The organism is Micromonospora profundi (assembly GCF_011927785.1).
GTDB lineage: Bacteria > Actinomycetota > Actinomycetes > Mycobacteriales > Micromonosporaceae > Micromonospora > Micromonospora profundi.
Genome location: NZ_JAATJK010000001.1, coordinates 4123287 through 4138087 on the forward strand (window position 1 = coordinate 4123287; position 14801 = coordinate 4138087).

The 14801-nt window shown below is 66.2% G+C and carries 15 protein-coding genes and 1 pseudogene; 7 read left to right on the forward strand and 9 right to left on the reverse strand.

Going from position 1 to position 14801, the window contains the following annotated elements:
• Positions 1–74: 74 nt before the first annotated feature.
• On the reverse strand, positions 75–725 hold the full coding sequence (locus tag F4558_RS18035; RefSeq protein WP_167945235.1) for a hypothetical protein: 651 nt from the start codon (positions 723–725) through the stop codon (positions 75–77).
• Between the two features lie 113 nt (positions 726–838).
• Here F4558_RS18035 and F4558_RS18040 point away from each other — a divergent pair, with 113 nt between their 5' ends.
• Positions 839–1429 carry a DUF4240 domain-containing protein gene (locus F4558_RS18040; RefSeq protein ID WP_053660157.1) on the forward strand — a complete coding sequence of 197 codons (591 nt, stop codon included), beginning with the start codon at positions 839–841 and terminating at the stop codon, positions 1427–1429.
• Between the two features lie 127 nt (positions 1430–1556).
• On the opposite strand, the gene F4558_RS18045 is transcribed toward F4558_RS18040, so the two are convergent.
• Positions 1557–1922 carry a hypothetical protein gene (locus F4558_RS18045; protein WP_157552957.1) on the reverse strand — a complete coding sequence of 122 codons (366 nt, stop codon included), beginning with the start codon at positions 1920–1922 and terminating at the stop codon, positions 1557–1559.
• Between the two features lie 106 nt (positions 1923–2028).
• Positions 2029–2586, reverse strand: a complete 558-nt coding sequence (locus F4558_RS18050) for a dihydrofolate reductase family protein (RefSeq protein WP_053660152.1) — start codon at positions 2584–2586, stop codon at positions 2029–2031.
• A gap of 419 nt (positions 2587–3005) precedes the next feature.
• On the opposite strand from F4558_RS18050, the gene F4558_RS18055 reads away from it, so the two are divergent.
• Positions 3006–3380, forward strand: a complete 375-nt coding sequence (locus F4558_RS18055; protein ID WP_157552954.1) for a hypothetical protein — start codon at positions 3006–3008, stop codon at positions 3378–3380.
• A 187-nt stretch (positions 3381–3567) separates the two neighbouring features.
• Here F4558_RS18055 and F4558_RS18060 read toward each other — a convergent pair whose 3' ends face one another.
• Positions 3568–4206: a hypothetical protein gene (locus tag F4558_RS18060; RefSeq protein ID WP_312877357.1), complete on the reverse strand. Its 639-nt coding sequence runs from the start codon at positions 4204–4206 to the stop codon at positions 3568–3570.
• Between the two features lie 174 nt (positions 4207–4380).
• Here F4558_RS18060 and F4558_RS18065 point away from each other — a divergent pair, with 174 nt between their 5' ends.
• Positions 4381–5589, forward strand: coding sequence for a PucR family transcriptional regulator (locus tag F4558_RS18065; protein WP_053653654.1), 1209 nt, complete (start codon positions 4381–4383; stop codon positions 5587–5589).
• A 69-nt stretch (positions 5590–5658) separates the two neighbouring features.
• Here F4558_RS18065 and F4558_RS18070 read toward each other — a convergent pair whose 3' ends face one another.
• Positions 5659–6240, reverse strand: coding sequence for a hypothetical protein (locus F4558_RS18070; RefSeq protein ID WP_157552367.1), 582 nt, complete (start codon positions 6238–6240; stop codon positions 5659–5661).
• Between the two features lie 434 nt (positions 6241–6674).
• Between F4558_RS18070 and F4558_RS18075 the strand changes: the two genes are divergently transcribed.
• Together F4558_RS18075 and F4558_RS18080 are read left to right on the forward strand one after the other, a co-directional pair.
• Positions 6675–7175 (forward strand): hypothetical protein, encoded by a 501-nt coding sequence (locus F4558_RS18075; RefSeq protein ID WP_157552365.1) that lies wholly within the window; start codon positions 6675–6677, stop codon positions 7173–7175.
• Between the two features lie 176 nt (positions 7176–7351).
• The gene (locus tag F4558_RS18080; RefSeq protein WP_053653647.1) at positions 7352–8164 is read left to right on the forward strand and encodes a hypothetical protein; all 813 of its coding nucleotides are present in this window, start codon (positions 7352–7354) and stop codon (positions 8162–8164) included.
• A gap of 215 nt (positions 8165–8379) precedes the next feature.
• Here F4558_RS18080 and F4558_RS18085 read toward each other — a convergent pair whose 3' ends face one another.
• The 4 genes and pseudogenes from F4558_RS18085 to F4558_RS18105 all read right to left on the reverse strand — a co-directional run bounded on the left by F4558_RS18085 (position 8380) and on the right by F4558_RS18105 (position 12417).
• Positions 8380–8760 carry a hypothetical protein gene (locus F4558_RS18085; protein WP_231639984.1) on the reverse strand — a complete coding sequence of 127 codons (381 nt, stop codon included), beginning with the start codon at positions 8758–8760 and terminating at the stop codon, positions 8380–8382.
• Between the two features lie 54 nt (positions 8761–8814).
• Positions 8815–9921, reverse strand: coding sequence for a trypsin-like serine peptidase (locus F4558_RS18090; protein WP_231639983.1), 1107 nt, complete (start codon positions 9919–9921; stop codon positions 8815–8817).
• A 770-nt stretch (positions 9922–10691) separates the two neighbouring features.
• A pseudogene (locus F4558_RS32215) lies at positions 10692–11042 on the reverse strand (hypothetical protein); the annotation flags it as partial.
• A gap of 163 nt (positions 11043–11205) precedes the next feature.
• Entirely contained in the window at positions 11206–12417 is a 1212-nt protein-coding gene (locus tag F4558_RS18105) for a helix-turn-helix domain-containing protein (RefSeq protein ID WP_053653639.1), read from the reverse strand.
• 782 nt (positions 12418–13199) lie between these two features.
• Here F4558_RS18105 and F4558_RS18110 point away from each other — a divergent pair.
• Positions 13200–13718 (forward strand): pyridoxamine 5'-phosphate oxidase family protein, encoded by a 519-nt coding sequence (locus tag F4558_RS18110; protein WP_053653637.1) that lies wholly within the window; start codon positions 13200–13202, stop codon positions 13716–13718.
• Positions 13719–14301: 583 nt separating this feature from the next.
• Positions 14302–14619 carry a hypothetical protein gene (locus F4558_RS18115; protein ID WP_053653635.1) on the forward strand — a complete coding sequence of 106 codons (318 nt, stop codon included), beginning with the start codon at positions 14302–14304 and terminating at the stop codon, positions 14617–14619.
• Positions 14620–14801 lie beyond the last annotated feature (182 nt).

Consider the following 14801-nt stretch of genomic DNA (forward strand, 5'->3'; position numbering starts at 1 on the left):
CAGACAACGAGCAGGACCGGGAGCTTCATGATCGGACTGTATGAGGGCCAGTCACCTCAGGTGGCCTGCCGAGGTCAGGCGTCGCCGGTCCACGGTTTCCCGACGCCAGCGCGTACCGCGCTGCCACCGGGCGGCAGGTCAAGAACGTCGATCAGGCTGGGGTCCTCGTCGACGGCATGATGCAGGTGCCCGACTTTGCCGTTGCTGCCGCTCGCTTCGGTGGCTCCGATCAACTGCCACACTCCGTCGTCCGCATCGTGACTGACGAACAGAACAGGCTCACGGTGTTCGAAGACCTCAGGGGTTTGAAGACAGACCGTGCCGAGCAGCCAGTGCCGCATCCACCATGCTCGCCGATCGTGCTGCATGACGTGGTCGGTGACCCACCAGACGAACGGCAGGTCCTCGTGGGCACGCGACTGGTCTGCGGTCAGGTCCGGACCGCCCTGCGCAACCCGCTCGAAAGGCTCGTCGATGAGCGAGAACGCGTGACCGTCCTCGTTGGCGAAGATGACGGCGTGGAAGGTGCCACCCCCGGGATTGCCGGCACCGATCCCGACGGACAGACGGGCTACGTGCGGGTCCGAGCCGGTGGACCAGCCGAACGCGTACGAGGCCAACTCCCCACGCGGCCCCACGAACTCACCGAACGCCCGCCGGTCCATGCCGCTGGCATCGGCCGTCGGCACCTCGACGAGCGCACCCTCCAGCACCTGGATATCCACGCCGGCAACATAGCTGATCGAGAGCATCCAGGCGCACGCCACCACTAGTAGCCACCTCGGCGACGACCACCGGCACCGATCGGTGTCGGTAGGCCGTGGAAGACTCTCGCGCCGTGAACGTTGACGAGTTCTGGGCGGTTGTGGAGTCGGCCGGTGCGGGTCTCGACGGGCGGACTGGCGACGCTGGTGAGGCCGTTGCCGCGGCGCTGGTGACGCGCCTGGCTGCAACATCACCGGAAGGCATCCTCGACTTCCAGGAGCTGTTCGACCAACTCCACGGTGCGCTCTACCGCTGGGATGTGTGGGCGGCTGCGTACCTGATCGGCGGGGGATGCTCGGACGACAGCTTCATGGACTTCCGGGCGGGAGTGATCGCGCAGGGGCGCGAGTGGTACGAACGCGTCCTGGCCTCTCCCGATGCCCTGGCTGACCATGCAGTGGTGCGACAAGCGGCGGCCGAGAAAGACGACTACGCGTTGTTCGCCGAGTCGGTGAACTACGTGGCCTGCGAGGCCTACGAGCGGGTCACGAATGATGACCATGCGTTCTACGACGCGATGGAAGCCCGCCAGCACGTTGCGGTAGGCGTTGGCGGAGGCTGCGAGCCCGACATGGGTGAGGACTTCGACTTCGACGACGATGACGAGATGCGGCGTCGGCTGCCCCGGCTGGCCGGGCTGTTCCTCGGCCCCGACGATGATTGACCTCGGCGGTTGACCTCGCCGCCGCTCACGGGACGGCGTGGCCACACCAGCGCATTCTTGAGCACCAGTTGCCACCGGGCAGGGTTTACGCTGTCGCTCGCGGCCACTGCGCGATCTTCGGTTGTCATCACCAATCACCGGTGATCAGGCAGCGGTCGCGCTCGACGAGGCAGCGCACCGGAGACGACTGGCAAGCCGATTCCAGCAAGCCATGCGGTTGATGCGTAACCACGATGCACAGACCCAAGAGGACGGGTTTCACCAGCTGCGACCCTACGCCGCGCAGCACCTCGACGAGCTGATCACCGAGTTCAACAACGAGACCGCCCACGGCCTGCGCTGCTGGTTGCTCGAACTGATCGGCGAAGCCCACTCGGAACAAGCTCTGCCGGTGCTGGTTGAGCAACTTCACGGCGAGGACGAATCGCTGCGGTCCTGGGCTGTCAGGGGCCTCGAAAAGCTCGATACCAGACCGGCACGTCGCCAGATACACCAAGCCCGCGCTACGGGCTTGATCCCATGACCGCGAAGCCAGATCGCGAAGTGCCACTGGGGCACTGTCCGGACGTCTGCTCGGTCGCGATCTCGACTTCGGTGATTCAGCTCGCGCGGCGGTAGTGCATGGACATCACGCCGTTGCTCAGTGGTTCGGCCGAGAGCAACTCGAGCCGGCGGGTGGCGGGCAGCCCGCCTTGGTACAGCGTCGGGCCGTGGCCGGCGATCACGGGATGGACGAGCAGCTTGTACTCGTCGATCAGGCCCAGCCGGTCGAGCTCGGTCGCGAGCTTGCCGCTTCCGACCAGTACCCCGTCCGGGGTCGCGTCCTTGAGCTTCTGCACGCCCTCGCGTAGATCGCCTGTGATGTGGTGGCTGTTGGTCCACGGGAAGTCCGTGCGCGTCGACGACACCACGTACTTGGGTTGAGCCTCCAGCGTGACCGCCCACTCACGTATGGCCGGCGGCGCTTCCACGTCACCGCGGGCGACGGCCGGCCAGTAGCTCTCCATCATCTCGTAGGTGACGCGGCCCCACAGCATCGCTCCGCTCTCGTCCAGGAGACGGGTGAAGAAGGCGTGCGTCTCGTCGTCGGCGATCCCCTCCTGGTGGTCGACGCAACCATCCACAGTGACGTTGATGCTGAAGGTGAGCAGTCCCATGGCCGGGGAGTCTAGTGCCGCCAAGGCGTCGGGACCGCACCATCATTAACCGCGTCGCATCCCATCCGGATATGCGTTGTCTACCTGTCCCTCCGCCTATAGGAGAACAGTGCCGCGCCGTGAAGACCTGAAAGCCCGGAGCTGCGTGTACGGCAAGCATCGCCGGAGCGCCGTAATAGGCTGCTGATCGTGCACGGGTTCACCGATGTCGACAGCCAGTCAGACACTATGGACGGACATCAAGGTCCTGGCCAGCTTCTTGGTGGCCAGGGCCTCATGTTGGCGCCCGGTATGTCATCGTCCGCTGACGCCGACTGCATGGCGGCAGGTGAGGCGCCTGCCGCGCTTCAGGCTGGGCGCGTTCGGCAGAAGAGGCAGCCCGGCTCGATGGCCTTGAGAGCCGGCGTACCGTTTGTGTCGTGGCAGGTCGCTGGCATCCGGAACTCGGGCCCGAAGGCTTCCTGGAAGTAACTGCGAACCAGGCACGGCTCGTGCTCGATGTCGAAGAGGGCCGGCCCACCTACGACGCGGGTCTCGAATTTCAGGGGCTGGCCATGGAGGCTATGGCTGAGACCCCCAAAGGCGAGTACCTACCTGACATACCGACCGCGCTCAACCTGATTTGGGGAGCACTGACAGATGAGATGGACGCTCCTGGAAGGGGATCGCCGGAACAGGACGCCGCTGCGGTCCGACACATGAAGCAGGCGGCAGCCGAATGGCTTGCAGTCGTGGATTCGCGAGTTGGCAGGGCGGCCTACCTTGATCGTTGGGTGCACGATGAGTGCGGCTAACAGCGGGTGGCCCCTGAATCGTGAGGTCACCGCGTTGCCTGACTACGGCAGTGCCGAACCCGCATGCGGACCACGCCCGCTTCACGGCCGTGGACCTGCTGCTGCCCAGTGCCGCAAAGCTGTACCTGGACGCGGTCCTGGCCGGACTGGCCCGGCGCCTTGGCAGTTCCCGGTTGCCTGATCGAGGCTAGACCTTTCCGGTCCAGGGTTTTCCGACGCCAGCGCGTGCCGCGCTGCGCCCGGGCGGCAGGTCAAGAATGTCGATCAGGCTGGGGTCCTCGTCGACGGCATGATGCAGGTGCCCGACTTTGCCGTTGCTGCCGCTCGCGTCGGATGCTCCGATCAACTGCCAGACCCCGTCGTCCGCATCGTGACTGACGAACAGAACAGGCTCACGGCGTTCAAAGACCTCAGGGGTCTGGATGCAGACCGCGCCAAGCAGCCAATGCCGCATCCACCATGCTCGCCGATCGTGCTGCATGACGTGGTCGGTGACCCACCAGACGAACGGCAGGTCCTCGTGGGCACGCGACTGGTCTGCGGTCAGGTCCGGACCGCCCTGCGCAACCCGCTCGAAAGGCTCGTCGATGAGCGAGAACGCGTGACCGTCCTCGTTGGCGAAGATGACGGCGTGGAAGGTGCCACCCCCGGGATTGCCGGCACCGATCCCGACGGACAGACGGGCTACGTGCGGGTCCGAGCCGGTGGACCAGCCGAACGCGTACGAGGCCAACTCCTCACGCGGCCCCACGAACTCACCGAACGCCCGCCGGTCCATGCCGCTGGCATCGGCCGTCGGCACCTCAATGAGCGCACCCTCCAGCACCTGGATATCCACGCCGGCAACTTAGCTGATCGAGAGCATCGTGCCGCAGGCGCACGCACTCGAATCCGCATGCCTGGACGCCGCCGTCGCCAAGTCGCCGATTGCCTCAGGGCGCGACGATACGATCGGCGAACATCAATCGAAAGGCGTTCGACGTCCCTTACAGGAGGTGTCGTGCCGGATCTGATCATGGCGCTCCAGCGGCGGATTGACGTAAATGCCCTGCGTGCCGTCAACACCTACCAGCGAGAGGTGCCCGAGTACGCGTCGCCGTCACCGGAGCAACTCGCGCACATGCTCGACTTCGCGCGTTTCATCAGACGGGTGAGTCTGGAGCGCGTACGGGACGACACGCCGCTCGACGAGGACGATCTGGCGGCCATCGGCGACGTCGGCCGACGACGAGGCGAGGATCGGCTCTCGCTGGCGTCACAGCGGCAGGCGCTCAGCACGCATACCGCACTGATGCTGCGCGATGTGGTGGAGACCGCTGCTCCGGCTAACACCGAGGACGTGCTCCACATGGCCAACTGGCTCGGGCGGGAGGGCAACCGAGCCCGCTGCGCCTACCTGGACGGGTACCTTGGTGGCGTCGCGCAGACCTGGTCGATGTCGGCTCAGGTCCAGTTGCTCGCGCGGTCGCTGCTGGCCGACGAACCACCGCCGATCGGCATCGCTCGGGCGGCCGGCGTACGTCTCGGGCATCGGTGGCTGGTGACGGTTGTTCGGTTCGATCCGCCGGGCCTGGCCGCCCCGGAGCGGAAACGCATCGTCGCGACGGCCCTGGCGTCCTGGCGGATCCCGATGTCCTGGCTCGGGCCGGCGGAGTTGGTACTGGTCACACCGGCATCGGTCGACGCACCGGCGGCCACGTCGGCATGGCTCGTCGACGGTGGCGTCCACGGTCCGGTGGCGGATCGCACCCTGGACCTGGTCCGTGGCATCGCCGTGAGCTCCGGCCGTCGGTGCGCTGCCGGCGCGGCCGTCGGAGCGGTGGGCCAGTTGGCCGGTGTGCTGGACCAGGCTCGACAAATCAGCCGACTGACGTCGGCGGAGCGCAGACCTCAGCACCTCTACACCGTCGCGGACAGGTTCGTCGAACTCGGAGCCGTCCACTCGCCACACATGGGCAGTTGGCTGCGGGAACTCGTCACCCGACTCGAGGCCGGCCCGGACCTGATCCGCACCCTCGACGCGTACTACCTGCACGACATGTCCCGACCGGCGACGGCACGGGCGCTGGGCGTCCACACCCGCACGCTCGACTATCGCCTACGGCGCGTACACGAGCTGATCGGGCTGCGTCCCGCCTCGACCCGCGGCGTGCGGATCCTGACCGCCGCCGTCGCCTGGACGTTCGCCGACCGGTTGCGGGAGACATGACGAGGCCGGGCGTAGCCGGCCGACCGCCGCTGGCACTGCGGTGGTCGGCCGGTTCATCGTGCGTACGCCTCAGCAGCTGACCTGCACGATGGGCGACTGCGTGTCCAGCCTCAACGACGGGGGGTAGTAGCCGCCGGGAGCAGTGTAGGTGTGGATGCCCCTGGTGACGTAGTAGTTCGGCACACCCTGGCAGATCGTGAAGGCGACACCGGTGTACGTCTTGTTCCCAGGACCCGAATTCAGGCTTCCGACCGACACCAAGAAGAAGCCGCTGCCCGGGACGTACTGGTACAACTCGACCTGAGCGCCGATGTAGGGTATGACCGCGTCACACCACGAGTCCGCCTTGCCGTCGATGCTGCCCGGGATGCCGTTGCCGCCGGTCGACGCATGTGGATACTGGGCCCGCGCGGTGCAGGTGATCACATTCTCGGCGGCTGCCGCGACACGAGTGGACGGCGTCCGGCTGAACGTTGGTGTTACCGCTGCGGCCTGCTTTCCGGCCAGAGCCTCCGCCGCATCGAGCACCGGCTGGGGGATCGTCCCGGCAGCCATTGCAGACCCTGCTGCACTGGCCGGAGAAGCAACGGCGGACACGGAGACCGCCAGCAGTGCGGCAAGCCCGATGCCGAGCACGCGATGTCTGAGCATCTTCCCCTCCTACAAATCGTTCCCCCCGAAGTGGCAGGGGAATCGGGAAAACATGGTGGGGAAACTATTCAGCGAAAGACGTGCCGGCGTCTTCGTGAACGATCGCAAACCTGCACCTTGATCGGCGCCTGCCTTGTCATGCCGCACAACGGCTGGCACCGCCCCTGACATGATGTTGCGGTACCTCCAGAGTGGATCGAACTACCGCATGGTCAGGTTCGTCCGCCAGCACGCGCCCGCCGAGACCACCTGCACCTCAACGTGATCCATGATGGAGCCACACCGTCGCGGACCGACACCTGCGAGCACTGCGCGGCACCCGTGGTCCACAGTCACGACGCGCCTCGCATCCAGCTCCAAACCTAGGGCTCGGTGCTCGTCGGCCCATTAACTGACCCCACCGCTACGACCGGGGCTGGTAGCGTGCGCCGACCATGAAGATCACGGGGGAAACATCGATGAACCGAACTCGACTCGTCCTGACTGGCTTGGCCGTTGCGGCGGCGATCACGATGGCCGGCTGCGATCCGCAGCCCAAACCTGAGGGCACCGCAACCTCGCCGTCCCCGGCAGCCTCGAGCGCCGCCCCGACCGGCAGTACGGCCACCACCGCGACCACCGACGCGGCCACAGTAAAGGCCTGCGCCGACATCAAGAACGACATCAAGGACAACGCCGCTAAGGTCACGAAGGCCGAGAAGATCGGCCCGCCAGCCGGGCACTTCGCGGTCAGTGCCCAGTGGGCCGCCGGTTCGGTCGCGATCCTGGCGCACTCGATGGACGCCAACGAGGCAGTCACCGCCGCATCCGAAAAAATCCAGAATGAGATGATGAGCCTGAGCGACGCGTACAACAAGTCCGCCGACGCCAAGCCCAGCAAGAAGGCCCTGGAAGCCGCCATCAAGGAACTGGACACCGCCTGCTCGGCCGCCTGAGCGGTTCGACCACGTGATCGGCGGTGGCCCTCACCCGGGCGGTCACCGCCGATTCGCACGTCCGCGCGGCAAGCCGCACATCCCTCCAGATACGTGGCCACTGCTGACGGAACCGATTTCATTGATCATGGCTGGTGCCGCCAGCCCACTCCGTCAGTTTGGGAGGAAGGAACCACATGAGGACGCGACGGTCGGCGATCACTGGGCTGTGCCTCGTCATTGCGCTCAGCTTCGGGGTCGCCGGCTGCAACAACGCCACCGACGGTGGCGGCGCGGACACCACAGCACCCGCCTCAGCATCACAGGTCAATGCGCTCGACTCGTTCGCCGGCGCAATACAGAAGCTCGATGAGGAAACCTTCAAGGTGAGCAGGAAGACCGGGCCGGACGGTTTGGAGATCAGCGGGGTCGTGGATCCGACCGCCAAGAAGGTGTCCATGAAGTGGATCAGCCCAATTGGCGACCAAGGCATGACAGTCGACTTTGTTCAGCTGGGCAGCGCTGTGTACGTGAAGCTGGCGGGCGCAGTGCAGTTGCACAGCTTCACCCGCCTGCCAGCCCTGCCCAATAAATGGATGCACATTGATGCAGCAAACGTGGAGGAGGGCAGCACCTTCTCCGACATGGTCGATGGCGACCTGGCCGGCGTCAATGACCTGATCAAGGCCGTGACCGACGTCGAGCGGAACGGTCAGCTTGGTTTCACGGGCACCTTTGACATCACCAAGTCACCCGGCACGCAGGGGGACCTTTTCAGGAGGTACGGGGAGAAGGCCAAAGCTGTCCCGTTCAACGCCAAGGTCGACGACCAAGGCCGGCTCACTTACATATTCATCAACCTCAGCGCGATCGACTCAGCCTTCATGAATGGCATCACGGCGACCTACTCCGACTTCGGCCTGCCGGTCACCATTGAAGGGCCCGCTACCGACCAAACCGTCGAAGCCCCCGCCGAGGTTGTCAAGGCGTTCGCCAAGGCGTACGGCTGAGCCTGGGCAGCGTCTGCAGGTCCCGTCCCCCTGCGGGCGTCCCGACACCGAAGCGGGTGGCGACCATCGGACCGGCTCGGGACGGGTACGCGTCGCGGCACGCCAGGCCCCAGAAGACCCGCCCCTACCGACCTCGTACCACGGCAATGTCGAACGCTTCACCCGAGCGTGTGGTGCAGCTCGGCAGGCGACGGCTGTCGCCTGCCGAGCTGGCGTCAGCTCAGAGGTTCGACCTTGCGGTTGCCCAGGGCGGAGGTGAGTTGCACCGGAACCACCGACTCCTTGGCGATTGCTAAGCACTCCTTGCCGGCCGCCTCGGGTAGCAGTCCGACGCGGATCCGAATGCCCACTGCCGTTTCGCTCTCTGTCACTTCCGGCTCGGCGCCGTAACAGTCGGCGGGTCCGGCCGTCACGGTGACCTCAAGGGTTCGATCGTCGACACTGCGCCAGTCGCGCCACTGAACAACCTGCGCGTCGATTAGGCCGCTCCGGGTCGGCAACGCATCCGGCCGTGTCGGTCCGGTCGGCGCTCGGACGCCTGATGTGTCACTGCCGGGCTCGGCTGCGGAGCCGCAGGCGCTCAGTGCGGCCACCACAGCCAGCAGCCAGGCAGCCAGTGGAAGTGGTGGCCGCATTCTCATCGGTTCAACTTACCAATCAGCGTTGGCGGCGTTCATCGCGTCGACGACAGCCTGGTCGAAGTACGGCCCCTTGTTGACGCCATCGCTGTTCACCGTGGACATGACCGAGCGGACCGAGCCGAGTCCGCTGGCGTTGTCGTAGTTCCAGGTCCACGGTCCGCCCGAGGAGCCACCTCCAAAGTTGCAGGTGATTTTGGATTTGTTGTCCAAGATGCTGTTGTCGGTGGCAGTGCCCCAGCAAGCCCACATGACGTTGCCGCCGTCACGGTTGCCCGGATATCCGAAGATCGACGTGTCGAACTCCGTGCCACCGTTGTAGACCAGGCCGTGCCCACCGATGGTGTTGACGACTGTCGTGTTCCAGTCGCCGCCGGAGTAGGTGGTCACGAAGCCGACGTCCCGGTTGAGGTTGCTGTTGTTGATCCACTCGTTGAAGGTCCGCAGCCAGTACGCCTGGAAGCGGCCGACCGGGTCGTGGTCGGTGTTGAAGGCGTTGTATCCCGGCACGAAGACGAGGTTCTGCAGCCAGGTGCCGCCCTGTCCGCCATGGACACAGTGACCGGCGGTGATCAGCACCCGCTTGGACGAGGTGTTGATCGCCGACGCCGAGCACCATGAGCCGCTTTCGTAGCCACCGATGAACAACTTGCCATTGGTGATCGAGAAATTCGTCACCGGTGGCGGGGCGTTGGTCACGCGCTGCGAGATCCGAGCGGCAACCGGCTTCGCCGCGACGTCGGCCGTCTTGCTGGCGACGGCGCGGGCCTTGCTCTCGACCCATTCCGCATCTCCGGGGGCATCCAGCGACTTGGCTGCCTTCATCCGTTCCGGCGTCCAATACGCCAGCACCTCGGGGTCTCCGCCGGTTCGCTCGAACGACTTCAACTGTGTGGGCGTGTAGTTGCGCACCGCTTTGTCGCCCGGCAGCCGCACCGGGGCAGGCGCACTGCTGGTGCTCAGATCGGAGCCGCTGATCCGAGCCGGCGAGGGGTTCGCCCAGGCGGGAGCACCCGCGGGAGCGGTGAGTAAGGCGATTGTTGCGACGGCCGCAGCCAGTGCGGCGGCCCCCAGGCGTCTCAGGCTTCGCGGACACCCGATTTTGCGTGACGAATCCATCCGGCTGACTCCCCCTGTTCAGCAACCGTTTCCGGCGCTCTCGAAGCCGTCTTCATGCTGCTCGGCGACGGCTGTCATCGAGAGTTGAAGCTACCGATGGAATCGTTATGTATCTATGTCATTTATCGGACCGTAAGTACGCGAGGGGCTACCGAGAGAGATCGGCCAGTGCGACGACCTGCGCACAGATGCCAGTGTGTGTTTCTGGACACATCGTCGCGCCGTCCGTCATGTACGCCACCGGCTGCTGATGTGCTCGACGACCCGTCGACGCGCTCGCGTTGATCATCGCGGTGGTGGTGACCGCCGATCTCGCCCTACCAGGACATACACACGAGGGCTCCCCGGCACGCCCCTTGATCAAATCCGCGCATGTTCCGGATCTCGTCTGCTGGGCCAAGGCGACCAGAGACGGACTCAAGCGACCTCTTCGGTGTGAACTCTCGACGAGCCGGTTGGATCGGGTGTCATACGAGGTCACCCGGCCTGGTGACGCTCATGCCGGTCTGGTTCGGCCGGCATGGTTGCTGTACATCGCTGCTGTACTTCCGGCAGTCGCCTGGTCCAGCCAATGAAGCGGCGATGCAGCGCGCCGGCCGGCGCCCAAGGCATGTCCTCGGCGGCTTGGACGAGATAGGCACCGAGGTAGAGGGCCAGCGACACCGGAGCGTCGGCGTACTCCGCACGCAGCTCCCGCCTGCGGGTCCGGCATGGCCAAGGTAGATCGCAACCGCCGCAGCTCCAGGTCGGCAGGACCGGACCGTGGCTGGTCACCACACACCGCCGAGAAACCGGACCACGCTCGCGCGGGCCTGCCGGCTGGTCGCCCACTCCACCTGCCAGCACGGGTACGGCGTGAGCCGCGCCCACCACGCCCGGCAACCAACACACATGCCGTCCAGCCCTCGGACGTGCACCGCGAGAATCGTCTGCTCCTGGCCGGCGTTCACTGCTCGCCCACCTGCGGCCAGTGGCCCCGATTGATCGGAATCCGGTGCCGGCCACGGCAGGGCAAGTCGGCCCCGCAGCGGCAGATGTGCCGCCAGAGCTGCCACGACCACACCGGCCGATGCCGTCGGGCAAAGGTCAACGCGGTGGCCGAGAGGTACTCGTCGTACGAGACGCGCCGCACGCGCCCTCCCTCGTCGTTCAGGAGGGCGGCATCACCACCCTCTAATGAGGGGGACGCGGCGACCAGGCGACTGCCGCACCGCCCGCCGCATCCCGTGAGGGCGACGCTACGTACAGTCGCAGTGCCGAATGGGTAAGGTTCCTACCCCTAGATCACGAGACCAGGCCAACTTTCACCGCGAGGTCACGGGCATCATCGCGAGTAGACCGCGGACCGTCGAGCAGGTCCAGGGTGATCTGTCGGGCGTACCCGTTGAAGCGGATCGTCTCCGGCGCCGCCTCGTACGCCTGCTGGAGGGTTGCTACGGCCGTTTCCTTGTCGTCCTTGCCGTAGTGCGCCCGCGCGACTTCGATGAGATGCCGTGCCCGTCGTGGCCTCGACGGAATCGCCGCCGAGTCGTGGCGGCGTGCCTGCCGAACCGCCTCACCCGACTTCTGCAACTCCACCGCAACCGTCACCGCGTGAGCACCCATGATGACGCGGGAAAACGACGTCTGCGGCTGGTAGAAGCCCTGCGGCAGTCGCTGCGCCACCCGGTCCGCGCGATCCCAGTACCGCCAGGCGCGCCCCTCCTCACCAGCACGAGCGGCCGTGTACGCGGCCTCGAAGTTCAGAGATCCCCACAGTGCCAGCAGATTCATGCTTCCGTCGGCCGTCCGCGACTCCAGAGCCGACAGCACGTCCAGCGTCACCGCCATCGCGGTGTCCCAGTCCCCGGCGTCCCGATGCACCTGGCACAGGAACCACGCCGCACCGGCAATCGCCTCCGGATCACCGGACTCCTGCGCCGCCACCATCGCCCGGTCCGCAACCCGCCACAGCAACTCCGCAGCAGGCTGGTAGGCGAGGAACATCTGCGCCAATCCAAGCGTCTCCGCCAACAACGCCTGCGCCTGCCTCCGCTCGGCACCCTCGTACGCCAACGCGGCACGCTGCACATCCTGCAGCAACCCCGGCAACAACCCACCCAGCACCGTCCGGTGATCCGACGCCTGATGACGGGCCCGCCACGCCGCCGCAAGCCGCCCCCGAAGACTGGTCAACGACTCCACGGGGATGTCTCCGGAGATCGCAAAGCGGTTCACGGCATCCCGAACCGACGCCAGCGCCGGATGCTCCGGCCCGTTGATCACGGCCGAACGATCACTCAACTCTCCGACCAAGGCAGACACCTCGACCTTGAGGGCACGCGCGATCCGATCCAGCATATGAATACGCGGCGGCAGGATCCGATCCGTCTCCACCGCCTTAACCCACTCGGCGCTGCGCCCCACCAACCCACCAAGCACCGCACGAGTCTTCCCGGACCGCTCGCGGTAGACCTTCAACCGCTGCCCGAACGTCAACTCCGGCAAGGCATCCACCCGGAACCTCCTCGCGTAGCGCGGGAATGCACCACCGACCCATCGGCCGCAATCACGCCCAACGCTACCGACCCCCAGGCCCCCTCATAACCCCTCAGACGCCGGCAGACTCACTGCGTCCTGGCAGGCACTTCGACCTCTCCTTGCAAGTTCTGGGCGCTCCGTTCGGCAGGGTCCGTCCACGTTTGCGACCTCGAGCGGCTGTACGTGCTCGGCCGCTGGCGGCTGCCCTCGTCCCGGCCGGTTGCTGTTACCGCTGCTGTCGCAAACGGTTTAGGAAGGGAGTAGCGCTCAGCCAACGAGTCCTGCTTCTACCAGGACGTACGTGCAGTGACTCGCTGACGGGGCGCTTGATCATTCCGCGCCAGCTCCCACTCTTAGGCCTAGACCTGGTCGTCGTCGACCCCTTGACCCCAGGCAACGATCAGGACTCATCGACCTGCCCTAACCTTTCGCATGCGTCTTCGCGGTTGTGCCGGATCTGTGCCCGATGATCTTTAAATACCCGCTTACGACGACGGCTGACGGTGAGCGCCGCCAGGAGCTGTGCACGCTTGGCCCCGAAGTGGCCCAAGGCCTCTTCCCAGCGCTCAGCCGACTCCTCCCCCGGCTGACTCGGGCGCGCCCGCCGCTGCGGCAGGTGCATTGAGACGCCCCGCGTGATTAATCACTGCTGAGAAAAGAAGTACGACACAAGGTGTCAGGTTTTTGATCGAGCATGGTTTCACCGGTCGGCGTCGGTGGTGGACGTGAACCGGCCTTACGAATAGATAAGGACCTCGATGCGCGAAACGCCGGAAGATCTCAAAGAGCTCCAGAGTCTCCTGGACTCCTCTCTGTCCCGCTCCACCTCGCATCTTCGCTCAATCATCACTGAGCGCACCCTGACCGCGGAGCAGCTCACCCAGGTACTCACCGGCATGTGCACCCTTGCCCTTTCCACCGTGACGGCGAAGGGCGAGCCGCGGATCAGCGGCGTGGACGGGCATTTCCTACACGGCAAGTGGCATTTCGGGACGGCGCCCAGCGCCGCCAAGGCCCGCCACCTCGCCGCCCGGCCGGCCGGCAGCGTCGCGCACATGCGTGGCGAGGACTTGGGCGTTTTCACGCACGGTACGGTCGAGATCCTCAACCCTCAGGACAGTGAGGCTGCCGCGGACTGGCCAGACTTGCTCAACTACTTCAAGGACTTCTACGGCGACGACGCCTTCGACTGGGACAACGACGTGGTCTACTACCGGCTACACCCGCACTGGATGACCGTCTACGCCCCAGACGTCGACAAGCTCACCGCCAAGTGACCCCAGGCTAGCTAGCCGCCACTTCGACCCATCCCGTATGCCGCCGACCCGCCTTCTAGGGAGCGGTGGTCTGCTCGGCTTGCCCTGGGTCGGTGGCAGGCGGGATGGCCTACCGCAACCACCCACGGACCGTGACCCGCTGGCGAAGCCCCGGCCATCCTGGAGTCGTTGCGCCCCCGCCGGAGGCGCTCTGACCGCAGCCGCGCGACCGCCGGCCAGCTCGCCGACACGGCCGGCGTGCGCTCCCCTACGCCGCGCGGGCTGCTGGCCGCGCGGCCCGGCTGGCTGCCGGCCACACCACCGGTCAACCTCCCTGTCGTTCTGCGGCGGCCCTCCGGGCTTCCCGCTGTCCGCGCCAGCCGCCGGGCATCAGGCGTGACGGCCGCAGAGCGACAGCGGCAGCGGCCGGCGCGCGCCCAGGCGGCGGCGCGTGCGGCCCGTTGCGGGCCGCCTTGAATGGATGGAGGCAGACAAGATCGTCTAGCCGGACGTGTCACGCACGTCCTGAGACTGCTCCGTCACGCACGTCCCGAGACCCGACAGGCAGGCAGCCGTCCGGGCCTCGCCCTGAAAGGGTGACGGCATGGACCGCTTCGAGGAACGCTGCTGGCTGGACTGGTTGGCGAACTCGTCCACTCTGCTCGACAGCGTCGAGGTGGTCGTCGTGATCGCCGCCGCCACCGGCGGCTGGGAGGCGAATGGTCGCCTGGTCAGCGACAGCGACGAAGACCGCGAGGCGTTTGCATTCCTGTGCGAACTCGACCCCGTCTTCACGCTGCGATTTGAAGACGAGAGCGTTGTCGCCGTCACCGTTCATCCCACGGATGGGCATCGCCGCTTCAGCCTCACCGAGTACACCGGTCCGGTCCAGCGATCGGTCGGCAACCGCATCGCTCTGTAGACAACGCCGAACCTGATTGGCTCGACCACTCCCTTCGGGCACCCGTCAGCCGTCTCACCAAACTGATCGAGTGGGAGCACCTAGCGATGCCTGCACGGGGCGTCGCGGCGACCCGGGCCCGTCCGACCCTGGAGCGGCGCCACCGTGATTTACCGGGTGACCAGGTCTGGAAGCTCAGCGAC

Excerpts from the sequence above, each read along its gene's own strand:
- F4558_RS18080 (WP_053653647.1), top strand. The coding sequence starts at position 7,352 with ATGAGGACGCGACGGTCGGCGATCACTGGGCTGTGCCTCGTCATTGCG.
- F4558_RS18075 (WP_157552365.1), top strand. The coding sequence starts at position 6,675 with ATGAAGATCACGGGGGAAACATCGATGAACCGAACTCGACTCGTCCTG.
- F4558_RS18115 (WP_053653635.1), top strand. The coding sequence starts at position 14,302 with ATGGACCGCTTCGAGGAACGCTGCTGGCTGGACTGGTTGGCGAACTCG.
- F4558_RS18050 (WP_053660152.1), bottom strand. The coding sequence starts at position 2,586 with ATGGGACTGCTCACCTTCAGCATCAACGTCACTGTGGATGGTTGCGTC.
- F4558_RS18110 (WP_053653637.1), top strand. The coding sequence starts at position 13,200 with ATGCGCGAAACGCCGGAAGATCTCAAAGAGCTCCAGAGTCTCCTGGAC.
- F4558_RS18070 (WP_157552367.1), bottom strand. The coding sequence starts at position 6,240 with ATGCTCAGACATCGCGTGCTCGGCATCGGGCTTGCCGCACTGCTGGCG.
- F4558_RS18090 (WP_231639983.1), bottom strand. The coding sequence starts at position 9,921 with ATGGATTCGTCACGCAAAATCGGGTGTCCGCGAAGCCTGAGACGCCTG.